20 protein-coding genes are annotated in these 16314 nt (G+C 47.3%); 9 read left to right on the plus strand and 11 right to left on the minus strand.

What is annotated here, in order from left to right:
- Nucleotides 1–124 precede the first annotated feature (124 nt).
- Nucleotides 125–748: a cell wall hydrolase gene (locus tag HP568_RS18065; protein WP_048033312.1), complete on the plus strand. Its 624-nt coding sequence runs from the start codon at nt 125–127 to the stop codon at nt 746–748.
- A 311-nt stretch (nt 749–1059) separates the two neighbouring features.
- Here the strand turns inward: HP568_RS18065 and HP568_RS18070 are convergent, their stop codons facing one another.
- Entirely contained in the window at nt 1060–1824 is a 765-nt protein-coding gene (locus HP568_RS18070; protein ID WP_173629837.1) for an SDR family NAD(P)-dependent oxidoreductase, read from the minus strand.
- A gap of 101 nt (nt 1825–1925) precedes the next feature.
- On the opposite strand from HP568_RS18070, the gene HP568_RS18075 reads away from it, so the two are divergent.
- Nucleotides 1926–2237, plus strand: coding sequence for a YfhH family protein (locus HP568_RS18075; protein ID WP_048033314.1), 312 nt, complete (start codon nt 1926–1928; stop codon nt 2235–2237).
- A 46-nt stretch (nt 2238–2283) separates the two neighbouring features.
- Here HP568_RS18075 and HP568_RS18080 read toward each other — a convergent pair whose 3' ends face one another.
- The gene (locus HP568_RS18080) at nt 2284–3321 is read right to left on the minus strand and encodes an RCC1 domain-containing protein (protein WP_173629838.1); all 1038 of its coding nucleotides are present in this window, start codon (nt 3319–3321) and stop codon (nt 2284–2286) included.
- A gap of 99 nt (nt 3322–3420) precedes the next feature.
- Between HP568_RS18080 and HP568_RS18085 the strand changes: the two genes are divergently transcribed.
- The gene (locus HP568_RS18085) at nt 3421–3870 is read left to right on the plus strand and encodes a DUF441 domain-containing protein (RefSeq protein ID WP_048033316.1); all 450 of its coding nucleotides are present in this window, start codon (nt 3421–3423) and stop codon (nt 3868–3870) included.
- Here HP568_RS18085 and HP568_RS18090 read toward each other — a convergent pair whose 3' ends face one another.
- Complete coding sequence (locus HP568_RS18090; protein WP_254551323.1) at nt 3871–4179, minus strand: iron-sulfur cluster biosynthesis family protein; 309 nt, start codon at nt 4177–4179, stop codon at nt 3871–3873.
- 101 nt (nt 4180–4280) lie between these two features.
- Here HP568_RS18090 and HP568_RS18095 point away from each other — a divergent pair, with 101 nt between their 5' ends.
- The 3 genes from HP568_RS18095 (at nt 4281) to HP568_RS18105 (ending at nt 6511) form a co-directional block, all read left to right on the plus strand.
- Entirely contained in the window at nt 4281–4421 is a 141-nt protein-coding gene (locus HP568_RS18095) for a hypothetical protein (RefSeq protein ID WP_173629840.1), read from the plus strand.
- 68 nt (nt 4422–4489) lie between these two features.
- Entirely contained in the window at nt 4490–5545 is a 1056-nt protein-coding gene (locus HP568_RS18100) for a DUF2515 family protein (protein ID WP_173629841.1), read from the plus strand.
- A 21-nt stretch (nt 5546–5566) separates the two neighbouring features.
- Nucleotides 5567–6511 carry a prenyltransferase/squalene oxidase repeat-containing protein gene (locus HP568_RS18105; protein ID WP_173629842.1) on the plus strand — a complete coding sequence of 315 codons (945 nt, stop codon included), beginning with the start codon at nt 5567–5569 and terminating at the stop codon, nt 6509–6511.
- Here the strand turns inward: HP568_RS18105 and HP568_RS18110 are convergent.
- The 3 genes from HP568_RS18110 to HP568_RS18120 all read right to left on the minus strand — a co-directional run bounded on the left by HP568_RS18110 (nt 6478) and on the right by HP568_RS18120 (nt 9202).
- Complete coding sequence (locus HP568_RS18110) at nt 6478–7407, minus strand: sugar phosphate isomerase/epimerase (protein ID WP_173629843.1); 930 nt, start codon at nt 7405–7407, stop codon at nt 6478–6480. The two genes, HP568_RS18105 and HP568_RS18110, sit on opposite strands and share 34 nt — an antisense overlap.
- Before the next feature lie 64 nt (nt 7408–7471).
- Nucleotides 7472–8059 (minus strand): DUF1444 family protein, encoded by a 588-nt coding sequence (locus tag HP568_RS18115; protein WP_173629844.1) that lies wholly within the window; start codon nt 8057–8059, stop codon nt 7472–7474.
- 27 nt (nt 8060–8086) lie between these two features.
- Entirely contained in the window at nt 8087–9202 is a 1116-nt protein-coding gene (locus HP568_RS18120) for a DUF3900 domain-containing protein (protein ID WP_173629845.1), read from the minus strand.
- A 122-nt stretch (nt 9203–9324) separates the two neighbouring features.
- Here HP568_RS18120 and HP568_RS18125 point away from each other — a divergent pair, with 122 nt between their 5' ends.
- Nucleotides 9325–10155 (plus strand): serine/threonine protein kinase, encoded by an 831-nt coding sequence (locus HP568_RS18125; protein WP_254551325.1) that lies wholly within the window; start codon nt 9325–9327, stop codon nt 10153–10155.
- Nucleotides 10156–10188: 33 nt separating this feature from the next.
- Here HP568_RS18125 and HP568_RS18130 read toward each other — a convergent pair whose 3' ends face one another.
- The 3 genes from HP568_RS18130 to HP568_RS18140 form a co-directional block, all read right to left on the minus strand.
- Nucleotides 10189–10344 (minus strand): hypothetical protein, encoded by a 156-nt coding sequence (locus HP568_RS18130; RefSeq protein WP_173629847.1) that lies wholly within the window; start codon nt 10342–10344, stop codon nt 10189–10191.
- Between the two features lie 36 nt (nt 10345–10380).
- Nucleotides 10381–11625, minus strand: a complete 1245-nt coding sequence (locus tag HP568_RS18135) for a DEAD/DEAH box helicase (RefSeq protein WP_173629848.1) — start codon at nt 11623–11625, stop codon at nt 10381–10383.
- 152 nt (nt 11626–11777) lie between these two features.
- The gene (locus HP568_RS18140) at nt 11778–11921 is read right to left on the minus strand and encodes a hypothetical protein (protein ID WP_162837736.1); all 144 of its coding nucleotides are present in this window, start codon (nt 11919–11921) and stop codon (nt 11778–11780) included.
- Between the two features lie 134 nt (nt 11922–12055).
- On the opposite strand from HP568_RS18140, the gene HP568_RS18145 reads away from it, so the two are divergent.
- On the plus strand, nt 12056–13120 hold the full coding sequence (locus HP568_RS18145) for a phosphodiester glycosidase family protein (RefSeq protein ID WP_173629849.1): 1065 nt from the start codon (nt 12056–12058) through the stop codon (nt 13118–13120).
- A gap of 37 nt (nt 13121–13157) precedes the next feature.
- Nucleotides 13158–13673, plus strand: a complete 516-nt coding sequence (locus HP568_RS18150; protein WP_173629883.1) for a DUF6886 family protein — start codon at nt 13158–13160, stop codon at nt 13671–13673.
- Between the two features lie 44 nt (nt 13674–13717).
- On the opposite strand, the gene HP568_RS18155 is transcribed toward HP568_RS18150, so the two are convergent.
- Nucleotides 13718–15289 carry an ABC-F family ATP-binding cassette domain-containing protein gene (locus HP568_RS18155; protein ID WP_048033326.1) on the minus strand — a complete coding sequence of 524 codons (1572 nt, stop codon included), beginning with the start codon at nt 15287–15289 and terminating at the stop codon, nt 13718–13720.
- A 38-nt stretch (nt 15290–15327) separates the two neighbouring features.
- Nucleotides 15328–16185, minus strand: coding sequence for a HEPN domain-containing protein (locus HP568_RS18160; protein WP_048033327.1), 858 nt, complete (start codon nt 16183–16185; stop codon nt 15328–15330).
- Between the last annotated feature and the right edge of the window lie 129 nt (nt 16186–16314).

Genomic DNA, 16314 nt, shown 5'->3' on the forward strand with positions numbered 1-16314 from the left:
TTTGTAAATAGTTCTATGGAACCAATTACCTCTTGAACCATCCCCATAAGATCGCTAGACTTGCAAAAGACCTGATTCGCTTCCGCAATCAAAACGCAAAAAGCGAAAAGGAGTGGTTCACACCATGTTGACACGAGAAGCGCCAACGCGCTTTTTCTTCTTTTTGAACAGTATTGGCTTGATGCTGTTATGTTTATTTGTTACACCGACAAGTGCAATGGCACCACAGCCAGTACAAATCCTACCTGTTCTCGGTAGTGCACAGGCGCCATCGGAACAAGTTTCGAAGAAGGAAAAGAAAACAACCACATCTGCTACAGCAACAAAACGCGAGTCTGTGCAGGTTAGTCGTGATAGTCGCCCAAAAGTGGTTCGCAATGGAAAAGTGAAGGTTTCGGAAAGGGATATGGAACTGCTCGCCCGGTTAGTGTATGCGGAAGGCCGGGGAGAACCGTATGAAGGACAGGTAGCGATTGCTGCCGTTGTATTGAATCGGGTTGCTTCAGATGAATTTCCAAATACGGTACGGGAGGTTATTTATGCTCCCAATGCGTTTTCGCCTGTCCATGACGGCAATTTGACACATAAATCAAATGAAAGCACGAGAAAAGCGGTCCAGGACGCGCTGAACGGAAAGGATCCGAGCAATGGTTCCTTGTACTTCTTCAATCCGGATACGGCTACATCGAAATGGATTTGGTCACGCCCTGTAACGGTAGAAATCGGTAACCATCGTTTTGCTCGTTAACAAGTTACTTACAGATAAAAGATTTAATAATGCTTTATTTTTATTTAATTGATACTTTACTTTTACTTGCTATGTTGTAGGTGTAAGCACTTTTTCAACGCATTGAGAAAAAGTTCGATTATCTTCTTTGGATGACTTTTTAACGTAAGCATGTTTAGATCGATCATTCAATCTGAGTATGCCTACGCTAATAGCTTTGATTGATTGACTGTTTTGGGTGAGAGCAAACCAGTCATAGAACAATCAGTCGTTCTTTTTCTCAATCGCCCCCAATAATTAGGCATTCCCAACTGGGAATGCCCCTTTTTTTATCAAAACCCGTATATAGACATGCCGCCATCAACCGAAATGGTTTGGCCCGATATGTATGAAGCAGCATCAGAGGACAAGAAAATCGCTGGTCCTACCAAGTCCTCGACATCCCCGATTCGGCCACTCGGGGTTCGCTGCAACACCTCTTGGACGAACGCTTCGTCGCTAAGCAAGCTCTCTGTCAGTGGCGTACGAAAATACCACGGTGCGATCGCATTTACGTTGACGCCAAACTTGCTCCATTCTAATGCTAGCACCCTTGTCATCTGGATGAGCCCCGCTTTGCTGGCACCATACGCGACACCCGTACGAAGTGCTACTACACCTGCGACCGAAGCGATATTGACGATTCTGCCATAGCGCTGCTCGCACATGTATTTGCCAGCAGCTTGACTCATGAAAAATGCTGCTTTCAAATTCAAATCCACTACTCTGTCCCACTCTTCTTCCGTTACCTCATGAGCTTTTTTGCGGATATTCATACCTGCATTGTTGATCAGGATATGAACACCCCCTAATCCTTCGACAACTTGCTTCACAATACGTTCCGCTGCATCAGACACAGTCAAGTCAGCCTCGACGGGGAAAGCCACTCCGCCTTTTGCTTCAATCTCCGATACCACTTCTTGCAAATCAGAAGCTGTTCGCGAGACTACCGCAACCTTTGCACCCGCTTCTGCGATTCCCAACGCCAGTGCCTTCCCAATCCCTCTTCCAGCACCTGATATAATTGCTTTCTTTCCATGCAAATCAAAACGTGTCATTTTCGAAACGACTCCCCTTTCGTTCCCTTAGAGATTCTGCATCCATCGCCTTTTCCCTTGTCTTTTGCTACAATATACCTGTATGGAAAGGGGGCAGTCCGTTGCGTTTGTACAGTCAAATGACACTCGCCGAGCTGCAGGAGGAAATGGAGCGCCTGCACGTCGAAGCGAAAGAAAAAAAGAAGCTTGGTGATCACTCACAGCTTGCGATCATTACACAAAAGTACTTCATGGCGAAATCGTACTATTTAGGAACGGGTGAGTTCCGAATCGGCAGCAAATACAGCGTGCCAGACTACGATCAGCCGTTTACAATTGATTATTTCAACGGCGTCTTTGCTTGGGGACGTTTCCCTGATTCGGACGAACAAACAGGTTTTCCAGTAGGAATGCTGGAACTGTGGTTTGATTAATGTAAGGAGCTTGTTAGACCTCAATTCAATGAGGTCTATTTTTTTATTACTCTAACCAAATCTTTGGCTTCTCGCCGAGCTTCCAGAACCAAATGCGCCCATCCTCGGTTTTCGCTAACGTTACGTCTGTTCCTGCTGCAATTGCAACGACTCGTTCCATCACTTTGACAGGGGTCGTACCTACCGTTTTCCCCCATAGCCACAACGTATTATCGTTCCGGATTGCCGCCGAATGCGATGCGCCAGTAGCAACCATCTTGGCATCGTGGAAAATTGTCCCCCAAGTTGTCGCTTTGTCACCGAGTCCATGCGTGCTAAGCGGTCCGAAAATATTGCCCCCCGTACCTTGCACGTCTCCATTCTTTTTCAAGAGGATCGCATGACCGGTGTGCCCTTTGACCTGGACGGCATCCTCAGCGACCTTCATATAATCTGGCGTACTCTCCAGACGGCCATCTCCGTACTGACCTCTGTGGGCAAGACCTTTCACGAATACGTGTCCTTGCTCCGTTATGTAATAGTCTGCTCCGTCCCCAATGCTCGCGTACGCAATGCCTCCAGAAGCAATTTGAACCCCCTCTTGATCCGGGGCTGCATATCTCCACAGGCTTCCGTCTTTTCTAATCACGAACAATCCGGTTTTTCCAGCGGAGAAGAAGGAAACATCGCGCGTAACCTCCTTGGCATCTCGTACTTCATCCGTCCACGAAACTAGCGTACCGGAAGACAATAAGGCGTAGCTCACTTGATCACTTACGCCTACTTGTATGGCGTTGTCAAGCATAAGCTTCGGCTTTTCATTGCCAGTCCAGCCATATACTTTCCCATCCTTCATGGCGAGGTGTCGATCGTAATAGGAGGCAAGCTCAGTTGAGCGGTCAGGCTTATGAAATCGTGAAAATTCTGCCTTATTCGAACGCTCACCTTTTGTTGTTGTGTTGTATAGCGGTGTAAGGGATTGTCCTGACTCAGGTGCAGACGAGGCTTTTTGGAGAAAAGGCATGAAGTCCTGAACCGTTCCGAATCCGATTAGGACAAAGATCAAAAAGAGTCCGGTTATTACGGCTGGCAGTCGACTCTTCATGAATCTCCCCCTCCATTTCAGTTAGAATTTTATCCGTCCGACACAAGCTGCTTTCTCATGGATATACTAACAAAAACAAAAAGGGAGCGACCAACACTTATGGACTGGATTAGTATCATTCTCTTAATCCTTTTAGCACTTGGTGTCATTGGAAACAACGCAACTGTGTCCATTGCTGTCGCTCTCCTTCTTCTTATGAGACTCCTGTCGTTGGACCGATATTTTCCACTGCTCGAGCAGCATGGACTACAGCTCGGGATCATTATACTGACGGTTGGCATCATGACTCCGCTTGCAAGCGGCAAAATCAATCCTTCCTCCATCTTGGAGATTTTCACGAATTGGCATTCGTTACTGGCCGTCGCCGTCGGTATGTTTGTGGCTTACCTGGCGGGAAAGGGAACGGTCTTGATGACCCAAAATCCATTGATCGTTACTGGCTTGCTGCTAGGTACAATCGCGGGTGTCACTTTTTTCCGTGGAGTTGCGGTCGGCCCTTTAATTGCAGCAGGTATTCTCGCCTTTATTTTGCAATTTTTCCCGAAGTGATTAGCTCCAGCGCTCTTTCAACTGAAGACCATAGGCCAAAATTTGCTGTGGCGTAACCATGCGAAAGCCTTGTTGCGCACGATAATCAATCGTCAGCAGATCAGACCCGATATAGGCAATGGTTTCGCGATCTATCAGAAACGTCAAAGAATCGACCTGGTAGACTTCATCTTCTGGACCTTGAATATCCCACCACAACGCATACTCTACATTCATCCCGCAGCCTCCGACTAGCTCACCGTTGATCCGAACGGGCTTGTCTGTACTAGCTATGCGTTCTACTGCCTCTTTTGTCACTTTTACTAACATGTTTGGTGCCACCCTTCTCATGATTTTCCAGCATGCTGGATGCATCATCTCTTACATGATAGCATACAATGCTTGAAAGGCATCAGAAAGGACGATCATCTATGAACATCTACGAACAAAATGGGATTTTTGTCGCTGAAACGGAGTTCCAATCGGAGCACGTTGTCATTTTTGCGAATACGTGGGAGGAAGCCAAGGAAAAACTACTGGTTCGGCTTCTCGTACTAGAAATGATTGGTTGAGTAAAAAGCGGGTCGCCCAATGGACCTGCTTTTTTCAATGTAAAAATAACAAGGAGCTACCCATAACCATGACAGATTCGACTGTAACGAAAATTGCCGCGCAGAACCTGGTTGCTCAAATCAGACAAGCAACAGCCAAAGTCAATCGCAACAATGTCACCCGTACACAAGCATACCTCGCCTTTTATCTCGAGCACCAAGAGGTTCACTGGGCGTTATTGGCCCATTTGGTCTCACGAAATGGCGGGTGGAACATGACCGATTTAAAAGGAGAATGGCTACCGCTTATCATGGATGCACAAGCGATCAAGCCCTTTTTTTGGTTCTTGGAAAGATGTAACTGGCTGATTTTTCACGATGCCTATCCACAATTACTACTGTATGCGGAGATGAAACGAACGGGGACAGATTTAACAAAGCTTTTGGCGCCACTTGGTGTTTCCGTCTTTATGCAATCGTATTGGCAAGAGTTCCTCGCATCCAGAGACAGTGCGCGCCTTACCCATGCACTCATCGTTAATGAACAGCAATATATCGAACAACGAGTCGTACAGAAGCCGTTTACACTGAATCGTATTTTCACTTCGTTTGCTTTCGTAGCTCAATCTGCTCTCTCGATGAATCAAGTGCTTATTCCCTATAAAGCACATCCTACTGACCGCCGACTTAGCTTGATCGGGTTGAATGTTCATCATTTTCCCGACGTCAGAAACCGCATTCAGGTCGGAAAGTCGTTGTATCAGCAATTGTTTGGGGAGCCTTTTCGCTTCGAAAAAATGGTCTCCTATTGCTCTCGTATTCCTCATACGGGCTCGCGAGCGGATTATTGGCCGCATTTGTTCACACCTCATCCTATTCCTTCCACCACAAAAGATGAGTACCAACTACGCTTGGATGGACATGATTTGCTAGAAGGAAGTCCGAAGATATACAGCCCACGTCTTCAAGATGCATGGGCTGATTATGGACACGATCCCGCAGATGGGGTAGATTGGTTTCGAGATGACAAATGGCATGAGGTCGTGAAAGAACCTGCTTCACTGTCTTCCATTGACAGTGATTCTTATGTGCGTTCCCTGCAATGGATCGAATATGGAGTCAAACTCGTCACAGCAATCACGTAGGTTGGAGAGGAGGTCAGCCTTATGGAAAAATGGATGCAAGAAATGGCGTTGAATCAAACAAGTTTTTTGTTATCCTGCCAATTACCGAGCGGCACTTTTCGCCTTGGCCCCAATCGTGATCAGATCAATCCGTACTTCACCAACCTCGGAATTGTTTCCCTCATCCGCATGAAGGAGGCAGAGGCTGTTTGCGGTCATCTCGATTGGTATTTGCGGAACTTGAATGCGGACGGTTATATCAATGATTTTCGTCTTGAACAAGGAAGAGAAATCGATACCGGTACAAATGACAGCGAAGATAGCTACCACACCACTTATTTCAGCCTGCTTGCGGAATGGATACGAGCAACGGGGCGTATGGACTGGCTGCATGCCAACCACACTACACTCTTGTCCCTTCTCCAAGCAGTTGCCCGCCTCCAACAGAAGGACGGTCTGACCTGGGCGAAGCATTCGTATCGGGTCAAATATTTGATGGATAATTGCGAGGTGGCCAAGGGACTGGCAGATGCTTCGTATTTATTTTCGTTGATTGGGGATGTGGAGGCTGCCGAGGAAGCGGCTTCTCGCGCCAAAGCCTGCGAGCTAGGCATCAGTGGAATGTACAGTCGGATGCGCAAGTCGTATGCGATGTATGATCGTACGTATCCCGGCTGGCGAAAATGGTACCCGGACGTCACTTCCCAAGCGTTTCCCATTGTCTACAGTATGACAGATGCCAACACCGCCTCACTGCTCTACCAAAGGATCACGGACGCGTTCCCTCATTTTGATACGTTTCAGACTGGTGATTTATATCCGTGGATGACGATGGGGGTATGTGCGCAGTTGATGGGTGATAAAACACGGGTGAAGACGATGCTCGTGACCGCCACAGACTTGTACATACACGGCCCCAGGTACCCATACTGGCTGATTCAAGATGCCGGACGCTATATTGAGTTATTACTGGACGTGGATTCTTGAGGCTCAGTCAGGAGTTGCTTCACCCAACGATAGCAACGCTCGAGCTGTTCGTCTGTTACCTGGTCGGAACGATGCTCGAACATGATCTTTACGTTCGGGTTTTCCTTCCGGATGATTGTCAGGTAGTCCTCAATCGGAGCCCATCCTTCTTCCGGTTTACATTCAGGAAGAACGGGAAAGTGAACGAATTCAACCCCGCCGGCGGTCACCTTCATACTCTTCAAATGAATGCTCCAGGCATATTTTGCATACGTTTGGATGACGTGGCGGGCATCGAAAAACGGGTCGATTTTTTCTTGAAGGAATAAGCGACCGGTATCGAGACAGAGCTTTATCGTTGAATATTTTTGTAGCAAGTACTCTAAAAATTCTGTCTCATACACATAACGGTTGAGTGCATCGAATTCAAGGACTGGCGTGAAGCGAAACTCCTTGCCTTTCTCAGCCATCCACGTAAACAACTGCTCGCTACGATACTGAAACTCTGCTTCCGTGTAGGTATGCTCCCAGACATAGTCTCGCGAATCATAAAATCGCCATACACGCCAGTCGACGCGATCATCCAAAATGACAGGCTTCGGATAATGGAATAAGACATAGGTTGGCCGAATGAATGCCATAAATGCCAATTCCTTCTCTATCCTTTCAAATGCCTCGGCTCTCGTCTGATCATTGGCATCCATGAATAGAGCATCCCGCAGCTCAGATTGACCTGCACGCAGCGGAAAATGAACACCGATCGCAAACCCTTTTGCTTGAGATTCACGCTGTAGGTTTTGGATATCCTCCTCCGAATCAAACAAGCATGCCTCTATTCCGTAAAAGCCCTCCTTAAAATCTCGTGCGTATTTTGCCTGATCAAAACCTCCATATTGACCAATCATGAAATTTTTCATACGAGGGTTTCCTCCCATTTTCCGGCGGTATAGAAAACGCGGGAAAAAGCCTCCCGCGCTTGTTCTACTTTCTTTCAATTTTCGTACCCGAGTCGTGCGTCACAACGAGAAATGGGGTCAATTCCCCTTCCTCCCAGTAAAAAGGCAAGACAGAAATCGGCACTTGTCCTTTCGATGCAAAATCATAGGTGAGACGCGCTAACAGGTGGGCCCCAGCTTCTCCTGTCATATCCGCCACGATCAGCACATCCTGATGTGGAATCGCGACACCAAGTGAGTCTCCTTGCTTCTTCTGATCCATCTCCGCCAGAAATGAATCAAGCAAAATTCGGCTTGCCGCGTATCCATCTGTCGGACTAATAAAGTGGATGCGCTGACCTCCTACCTCTTGTGACTTTACTGAAAAGGGGAGCTTTCGCAAGTTTTCCATCGCGTATGAATGAAGCTGCTCGCTCGTCCAGCCTGCTTCCTGCAACATCCGCTTCTCAATCAATGCGTAACCTTCGCCTTGATCTAAGGCGTACAGTACGTACGTATCAGCTGTATGCTCCTTCACCACCCACCGCTCCGGGTACTTGTTGATCATAGAGGCATGGCGCAAAACCGGATAAATGTTATGCTCCTGGTCGCTTACTCGTAGTTGTCGATCCAAACTCCATCACTCCCTTCCCTTCGTTTATTACCAAGGCGGATTATCATCATCCTCCGTTAGCCTGCTTACTGGGTTATATGCAACGTTCCGGCTTCTCTCTTCGATTTCTTTCACGATGTCCGTCAATGCCTTTGGCTTTAAAAACTCCACAGGGGACATACCACGCTCGAACTGTAGCTGCTCGCCCTCTAGTAGCACCAAATAACGCCCGTTCACTTTCGCGATATGCAGGCTGGTTCCGTAATCGGCCAATAATGTGCGGATCTGCATATGATCCAGCTTGAACTTCAGCTCGACCTCTGGTTGGCGATCTGTAATGATTTGCATCGCTTCCATCACGGTCTCATGCTCCCATTTTTCAGCGAGCTCCCGCTTAGGACTTGCGGCAATGAGTTCGATTGCTTCCTCTTCCCGTACCCGCTCTTCGGACTCTTCGGGATACGTATATTCGATGTGCTGTCTCGCCAATGAAATAACTTCCTCGGAGACGATCTGGGTCATCGTTTGCGGATACTCGATAAAACGCAGAAATTCCTCGAAATACCGCGCATGAGAAAACTGATGAATTTTCACGTGATACGGGTCATTCATCCCCGATTCGATCATATACGGATACATTAGCGATTTCATGTTTTTGGCATTGATCGCCATGCGTACATTCGATATGAGGCTCTTCTCATCTGTAATGACCGCTGTTTTTTGTTCGAAATCGCATTTTAAAATAAAGACATAGCGCTCGTCAATCAGCTCTAGCCTCGTCCGGACCACAATCATGACTCCACCTCTCACCTGAGAGGTTCGCAAATACGACTGAATCAGCTCCTGACAGGGCTCCTTGCTCTCCCCTGACGTTTCCGCTGCCAGCAATCGATTCAAGAGAGCATAGTTGGGGTTCGAGTCCAATGGATGTCCAGGCTCCAGCACAAATTGACCCAGTTTTGTCGGCGTGCCTTCTGTCTTCGGATTCATCTCGACTTTTCTTTTCGCAATCCGAGCGAATTCCCCATCGAGAAAATCTTTCAGTTCGCTTTTCTGATATTCATCATGGCTCAAATAGCGCGTCATCCGCACTTGTTTAATGCCATCCTCTTCTTCAGGCTGTTCCATTAGATAAAAGGATAACCAGTCAATTGTAAAATTCATACCCTTCGCTCCTGTCTGCATGTAACGAACTGATTATAGCAAACCTATTGAAAAAAAGGTCAGCTTTTTCAAATCATGATAAGATGAAGGGAGGAGGGGAAAATCACACAATGTGGACTCGTATGAAGTCATGGTGGAACGAAACGGTACGCGATAAACCGTATCAGCCCGGCCACCTAACAGGTCAGTATGAAATAACAAAAGTATTAGGGATGGGAAGCTACGGGATCGCTTATCTCGCCACGCACACCCCTACAGGTAATCAGGTCGTGCTGAAACAAGTCAAACCAAGCCTTCGTCATACGCCAAAAGGAGAAGCCATGCAAGCGTATGAAAAAAAGGTGCTGATGTCCCTCTCGCATCCGCAAATCCCTCGCTGTCTGGATTCCTTCACTTATCGGCAAGACTCGTTTATGGTCATGACTTATATAGCAGGCCCGACACTCGAAGACATGCTGTTCGATCAAAACATCGTGGCTGATGAGCAAAAATGCGCCGAATGGATTCGCCAAATCGGGGAACTCGTAGCTTACCTCCATGAGCAAAATGTGATTCACCGCGACGTACGCATCCCCAACGTCATCTGGAAAGAGGACAAGCCGTACCTGATTGATTTTGGCCTCGCTCGGTTCGTTGGTGATCGCCCGACCTACATAGCTGATACTCTTTCTGCCTACCCGTCTGAAAAACAATTGAAACGAGAAGTTGCTCCTTCCAGTGATTTGTATGCATTGGGGCATTTCTTTTTATTCTTGCTCTATTCCGGGTACGAAGAAGAACCGGACGCTCCCGAAAAAAGCTGGGAAGAGGAGCTATCTTTATCTCCTTCCATTCACATGATGATAAGGCGCTTGTTACAAATGGACGCCCCTTATGAAAGCGTACATGATTGGCTCAGAGAGCTGGACCGCTATTTGATCCACTACCAAGAAAAAAGAGCAGGGCATCCGTAGACTTCACGGATTCTCCCTGCTCTTCTTCGTCATTCATTCTGCAATCGGCTCTTGTTTCGCCTCTTCTATCTTTTTCTTCAGTTCCCCTGCTTCCTGGCGCAGCACTTGTCGTTCGTGTTTCGTCAGAACTTCTCCACCAACTGTGCCGTTTACCAGCAAATCCTCTTCATATAACCGATCTTTGCGCATGGAAACCTCCTGCAGACAAGTTGTGTACTTCTTGTCCTACTTTGTTCCAAAGCCGCCCTTCTTATGTGCACGATTTTGATTCCGTTTTGCAGGGCTCGCATTTTTTGAAGGAGCTCCTGACTTTTGTGCTGGCGTGGGATTTCGTACAGGACGCGGATCTTCCAGTGCTCCGTGCGTCATGAATTTTTCAGCAATAGGCAAGCCTGTTTGCTTGGAAAATTTTTGGATGATAAAACGTTCCTGTGTCGTAATGATCGAAAATACCAGTCCGGCACGCCCCATGCGCCCAGTTCGGCCACTGCGATGAATGTACGTGTCAGCATCCGATGCAGGATCGTAATGAACAATGCATTCCACACCTGGAATATCAATGCCACGCGCCGATACATCTGTCGTAATCAACACGGGGAATGCTCCATCCCGGAATTGTTGCAGGGTGCGGGCACGATCTTCTTTTGTAGCATCACGGTGCAGGAGTCTGCACGGCAAATGATGGTAGTTCAGCTTCGAGACAATCTCGTCCACTTTTTCGATTTGATTGACAAAAACAATCGAGGAGCGAACATTGACGAGGCGCAACAAACGACGGAGCGTATCCACCTTTTTACGTGGGTCGGTGACCAGGTACATGTGTGCTACTCCTGCGGCGCCTTCTGGTGCTGCTGCGCGAATAACAGCAGCATCTTTTGTAAAAATTTCAGCCGTATGTACGACTTCCTCTGCGATTGTCGCGGAGAATAACAGGCGTTGTGTATCACGCAGTGTCTTTTTCATGACCTCTTGAACTGGCTTGCCAAAGCCCGCATCCAGCATCCGGTCTGCTTCGTCGACAACAACTGTCTTCACTTCATGGACCTTTAGTTTGCGCTGCTCAATCAACTCCAGCAGTCTTCCTGGTGTTGCTACGATCAATACGGGCTTCTTTTTCAGTCTCTCGATTTGGCGTTTCACATCGACTCCACCAATAATGGACATCACGGCCGTGTCCTTGCCCGGCAGAAGGCTTTCTGCTTCCCGCGCAATCTGAACAACGAGCTCATGCGTCGGTGCAAGTACTATGGCCTGTACATCTTTTTGCTCCATATTGATTTTCGATAAAATCGGCAATAGATAAGCAAACGTCTTGCCTGTCCCTGTCGGCGATTCAATCAAAGCGTCTCGACCAGCCATAATCAACGGGATGGCTTCACTCTGTACAGGTGTCGGTGTTTCCATTTTTCGCTCTCGCAATATAGTCAATAGCGGTGCGCTAATTTGTAAATCTGCAAACGTGGTGCTCACAAAAACCCTCCTGGCATAAATTCGTGCATTGGGTAAGCTTACCACACTTTGCAGGTAGAAAACAGAGGTAAGCCAGTCCTCGTGAGGTAAGGTCCATCGGAGATAGATGAAAACAGGCGAAATCCGCAATGGACTTCGCCTGACCTTCCTTCTTACCCGTTATTGGAATCGAAACGGGTTTCCTGCTTCTCACCCTGGTCTTGACGGTCCCGGCTGGTGGTTTGGTTACGTGTCCCTTTTGGACTTTCCATGTACTCCTCTACTTCCTTTTGAAACGCCTCATCATAGTCACGCACACCTATCACCTCCTGACCTTATTTTGACCAGGGTGATCACATATTATTTTCCTGAAACCTTTTGCCCGGTCATGCGTCTTCTCATATAGGAATGATAACCCTCGTATAAATTGTCAAATGGATGTGAATATGGAATGGAAACGTTATCGCGCATTCGCACACGAAAGCGAGCCAAGCGCAAAAGACCATGGCGTTGGGTTAAAAAATGGTTGCTCGGCACTGCCTTAACCTGCACAACCTTAGCACTACTGGGAATTATTTTTTTATTTGGAACGAAAAACGGAGAAGAATTACGTGAGTGGGCGGCAGGCACTTTGTTGACAACACAGCATGATTACTGGGCCCCCTATACGTTTCTACCCGATGAAAAACTGAAAGAACTAAAGCAGCAAATTACACATCCGACCGTTATCAATTCCGAAGGCATAGGTACGGCAGGACCTCCTGTTCCGCCAAAATCGAATCTGGTAACCGTCACACTTCCTGAGAAACCAAAGGAGCTAATCGAGATTGAGGAAATTGACATCTCGAAAGGAAGTTATTACTTTAAAGGAAAAATCATGTACATTAGCGACCCGAGTAGAGTACGACTCGTCGTCACGAATCGCAAGGACCGTGGAGATTTGCTAGATGAGTTTGTGAAGAAAACAGGAGCCATCGGGATTGTCAATGCGAGTGGATTCGCCGACCCAGACGGCTACGGCAAAGGAGCGCGAGCCTACGGCGTCGTCATCCACGACGGAAAGATTTTGCAAGGCTACAACCCGAGAAGCGGAGAAACCGCATTAGGGCTTACCTATGACGGTAAACTGATTACAGGCAGCTACTCGGCTGAACAACTCGTAAAGATGGGCGTACGAGACGCTGTGAGCTTCCGACCGCAGTTGATTGTAAACGGGAAAAATATGTTTGAAGGTAAGCCTGCCAAAAGCTGGGGTATTCAACCTCGTACCGCAATTGGACAAAAAGAGGACGGGACGATCGTATTTGCTGTCATTGACGGTCGCCAACCCGGGCATTCTATCGGGGCAAGCATGAACGACATGGCGGAAGTATTGGCTGAGCGCGGTGTGGTTACAGCAATGGCCATGGACGGTGGTTCCAGCTCCATGATGCTGCACAATGGTGAGGCCATCACAAAAACATCTTCTCCCTATCATCGAGGCCGCTATTTGCCAAATGCGTGGGCTGTTTTTTAAAGAAGGGCTGAGATGATTGCGAGGAGGTTTAAGATTGTTGGACAAGTTGTTTCATTACAGTGAAGACCCCACCATTACGACTTTTCAGCCGCGCGCACATCCCTCCCATCCCACACTTGCTCCGGCTGTTTGGGCGATTGATGAAGCACGAGCACCGATGTATTATTTACCGAGAGATTGCCCGAGGATTTGCTTTTACAAAAAAGCGGATTCCGATTTAGCTGACGTCGAGCGCTTTCTTGGCTTGACGAGCGCCAAAATGGTTATGGCTATCGAAAGCAAATGGTATCCGGTACTTACACAAACAAAACTATATGAATATACCTTCTCTCCAGAATCTTTTAATTGCTGGGACGAAGACGCGGGCTACTATTTGTCAAAGGAAACCGTTACACCACTAGACGTAAGGGCATTAGGTGACCTCGTGCACTGCCTTAGCCAAGCGGATATTGAATTGAGAATCACTCCTTCACTGTTACCGCTTCGAGATTCACTGTTACAAAGCAGTCTGCACTATTCCATGATCCGTATGCGAAATGCGTCGCTCACATAAAAAAACAGGCAGTCTCACCTAATGGTGGCTGCCTGTTTTTGCTTTTACAATTTAATCGGTGTTTTTGCCTGCTCCAAGCTCCATTTCTCAACATCCCACGTCTGTGTAACCCAATCCTCATAAAATTCAGGTTCGTGGCATACGAGAAGGACGGTCCCTTTGAACTCCTTCAAGGAGCGTTTGAGTTCTTCCTTGGCGACGACATCCAAGTGGTTCGTCGGCTCGTCAAATACCAGCCAGTTGCTTTCGCGTTGCAGTAATTTACAGAGACGAACTTTTGCTTGCTCGCCCCCGGACAAAGCGTTCAAGTTACGATTGATATGCTCATTTTTCAAACCACAACGTGCCAGCGCTCCGCGAACCTCATGGTTATTCATGGAAGGGAATTCATTCCATACATCATCGAGTGCAGTAATTGGCTTCGCTTTTACTTCTTGCTCGAAGTAAGCAGGATGGAGGAAATCGCCTTTTTCCAGCTTTCCACCCAGCGGAGGAATCACACCCAGCAACGTTTTCAACAAAGTAGACTTACCGACACCGTTCATGCCGACAATCGCTACTTTTTCACCGCGCTCCAGCTTCACGCTAAGCTTCGGCAGCAATGCATGAGAATATCCGATCTCCAGGTTTTCAGCCTCGATGACAAAACGGCTACTTGCTCGTGATTCTTTGAAGATAAACGAAGGTTTCGCAGCCGTTTCCGGCTTGTCGATGCGATCCATTTTATCGAGCTGCTTTTGACGGCTCTTCGCGCGACCAGTAGTAGACGCACGTGCTTTATTGCGCGCAATAAAGTCTTCCATTTTTGCGATTTCTTCCTGCTGCTTCTCAAATGCGTCAAAGTGCTGACTGCGCTTCATCTCAGACTGTGCCAGGAAGGATTCGTAGTTCCCTGTGTAACGATTCAGCTTGGTAAATTCCAAATGATAAATCACATTCACGACTTCGTTCATGAAGGTCGTGTCATGGGAAATCAGCATGAAGGCATATGGATATTCCTTCAAGTAGTTTTTCAGCCACACGATATGCTCTTCATCCAAGTAGTTCGTCGGCTCATCCAGCAAAAGAACAGTAGGTTTTTCCAGCAGCAATTTTGCCAAAAGAACCTTGGTACGCTGACCACCAGAGAGGGATGCAACGTCACGTTCCAAACCGATTGCACTCAAACCCAGAGCGTTAGCGATTTCATCTACTTTTGCATCGATCAAATAAAAGCCGCTTGTTTCCAGCTTGTCTTGAATTTCGCCCATGCGCTCCAGCAATTCTTCCAGTTCCTCTGGCGTTGCCTCGGCCATCTTTTCACCAATCGTCATCAGTTCAGCCTCTTGCTCCAACAGCGGCAGGAAGGCGTCCTTGAGTACGTCGCGAATCGTTTTGCCAGCTTGCAGCTTGGTATGCTGATCCAAATATCCGTATTCGATTTTGGGCATCCATTCAATCCGCCCGTTATCAGGCAAGTTTTGGCCTGTCAAAATCCCCATCATCGTAGATTTTCCGGTACCATTTGCGCCTACGAGTCCTACACGGTCATTCGGTTGCAAACGGAAAGACACATCGCGAAACAAAACACGATCCCCAAAACCATGGGACAAATTCTCTACAATCAAAACACTCATGCTCTATTCTTCCTCCTGATCTGTTTCCTCTATGAGGCTTACAACAAAATTCTTTCAAAAAAAGTAGGCGCGTACCTTGCCACATAAGATTCGCCCGTAAATACCAATTCGTCTAGCCGGACACGCATATCCTGAAGATTGATGCTTTCCCCGGCGATGTTCAAGATCGCGGCTCGTGTCATCGCCCTCAGAATAGTGACTTCAGTAGCCAGCTTGTCACCGAACAACTTGCCGCTATGCACAATCTCTGAGCGATGATTGTACGATTTTTTTACAAACTGCGCAATCCGTTCACGCTGCAAGGCGGTATCTCCAAAATAGTACGCCATTCGTACACGCAATTTATAGGTAATTTCGCCTTTTTTGCCGTCGGGAACGAACAACGATTCCAATGCTATCCACAGATCCAACAACTGATCCTCGTAGTTTTTCTTCTCCAGCGAAAGCGCATAGCGACGAAAAGCAAGGGATGGCAGCTTCTGTTCGACTAATGAAGTAAAAATGCCCGCCGCTTCATCATCAAATGTGTACTTGTCCCCATCAAGCGATCGCTTCAAATACGTAATGCCATACATATTGCCATTGACGGTGATGATGTAAGGAATCGAACAAGTCCCCGTTGTGGAAGCTAGATTCAACTTACTTTCGATTTCTTCAATCCACACCCGATCATCCGTTACTTTCATCTCTTCGTGATCCGCGACTAAAAATAAACTGTTGGGATCTACACGCAAATCAAAGGTTCGCTTGTTCTCGTCCATCTCATTACGTAAGAAACGAGATGCGATCTCATATGGTCTCTTTGCGCCTGATATGAGCGTGTACGAATTAGGCAAATCGATCCGAACGGGCTGAGCTGTTGTTGAATTGAATACGGGGGCGATTAAGACCGGCATAGTTCTCGCTCCTTCCAGACCAGCAGAGCTCGTTTATTATTTACATAATAAATATTATGTTCTATAAACAGTATCGTGCCATTCTGTCATTTTGACAACATATCAATTCCTTCTAATATGTGGACATGC

Origin of the sequence: Brevibacillus sp. MS2.2 (assembly GCF_013284345.1) — a bacterium.
GTDB classification, from domain to species: Bacteria; Bacillota; Bacilli; order Brevibacillales; family Brevibacillaceae; genus Brevibacillus; species Brevibacillus brevis_C.

Bases quoted from the DNA above. Each gene is read 5' to 3' on its own strand.
- HP568_RS18065 (WP_048033312.1), top strand. From the start codon at position 125: ATGTTGACACGAGAAGCGCCAACGCGCTTTTTCTTCTTTTTGAACAGT.
- HP568_RS18070 (WP_173629837.1), bottom strand. From the start codon at position 1,824: ATGACACGTTTTGATTTGCATGGAAAGAAAGCAATTATATCAGGTGCT.
- HP568_RS18080 (WP_173629838.1), bottom strand. From the start codon at position 3,321: ATGAAGAGTCGACTGCCAGCCGTAATAACCGGACTCTTTTTGATCTTT.
- HP568_RS18085 (WP_048033316.1), top strand. From the start codon at position 3,421: ATGGACTGGATTAGTATCATTCTCTTAATCCTTTTAGCACTTGGTGTC.
- HP568_RS18090 (WP_254551323.1), bottom strand. From the start codon at position 4,179: ATGTTAGTAAAAGTGACAAAAGAGGCAGTAGAACGCATAGCTAGTACA.
- HP568_RS18095 (WP_173629840.1), top strand. From the start codon at position 4,281: ATGAACATCTACGAACAAAATGGGATTTTTGTCGCTGAAACGGAGTTC.
- HP568_RS18100 (WP_173629841.1), top strand. From the start codon at position 4,490: ATGACAGATTCGACTGTAACGAAAATTGCCGCGCAGAACCTGGTTGCT.
- HP568_RS18105 (WP_173629842.1), top strand. From the start codon at position 5,567: ATGGAAAAATGGATGCAAGAAATGGCGTTGAATCAAACAAGTTTTTTG.
- HP568_RS18110 (WP_173629843.1), bottom strand. From the start codon at position 7,407: ATGAAAAATTTCATGATTGGTCAATATGGAGGTTTTGATCAGGCAAAA.
- HP568_RS18120 (WP_173629845.1), bottom strand. From the start codon at position 9,202: ATGAATTTTACAATTGACTGGTTATCCTTTTATCTAATGGAACAGCCT.
- HP568_RS18125 (WP_254551325.1), top strand. From the start codon at position 9,325: ATGAAGTCATGGTGGAACGAAACGGTACGCGATAAACCGTATCAGCCC.
- HP568_RS18130 (WP_173629847.1), bottom strand. From the start codon at position 10,344: ATGCGCAAAGATCGGTTATATGAAGAGGATTTGCTGGTAAACGGCACA.
- HP568_RS18145 (WP_173629849.1), top strand. From the start codon at position 12,056: ATGGAAACGTTATCGCGCATTCGCACACGAAAGCGAGCCAAGCGCAAA.
- HP568_RS18155 (WP_048033326.1), bottom strand. From the start codon at position 15,289: ATGAGTGTTTTGATTGTAGAGAATTTGTCCCATGGTTTTGGGGATCGT.
- HP568_RS18160 (WP_048033327.1), bottom strand. From the start codon at position 16,185: ATGCCGGTCTTAATCGCCCCCGTATTCAATTCAACAACAGCTCAGCCC.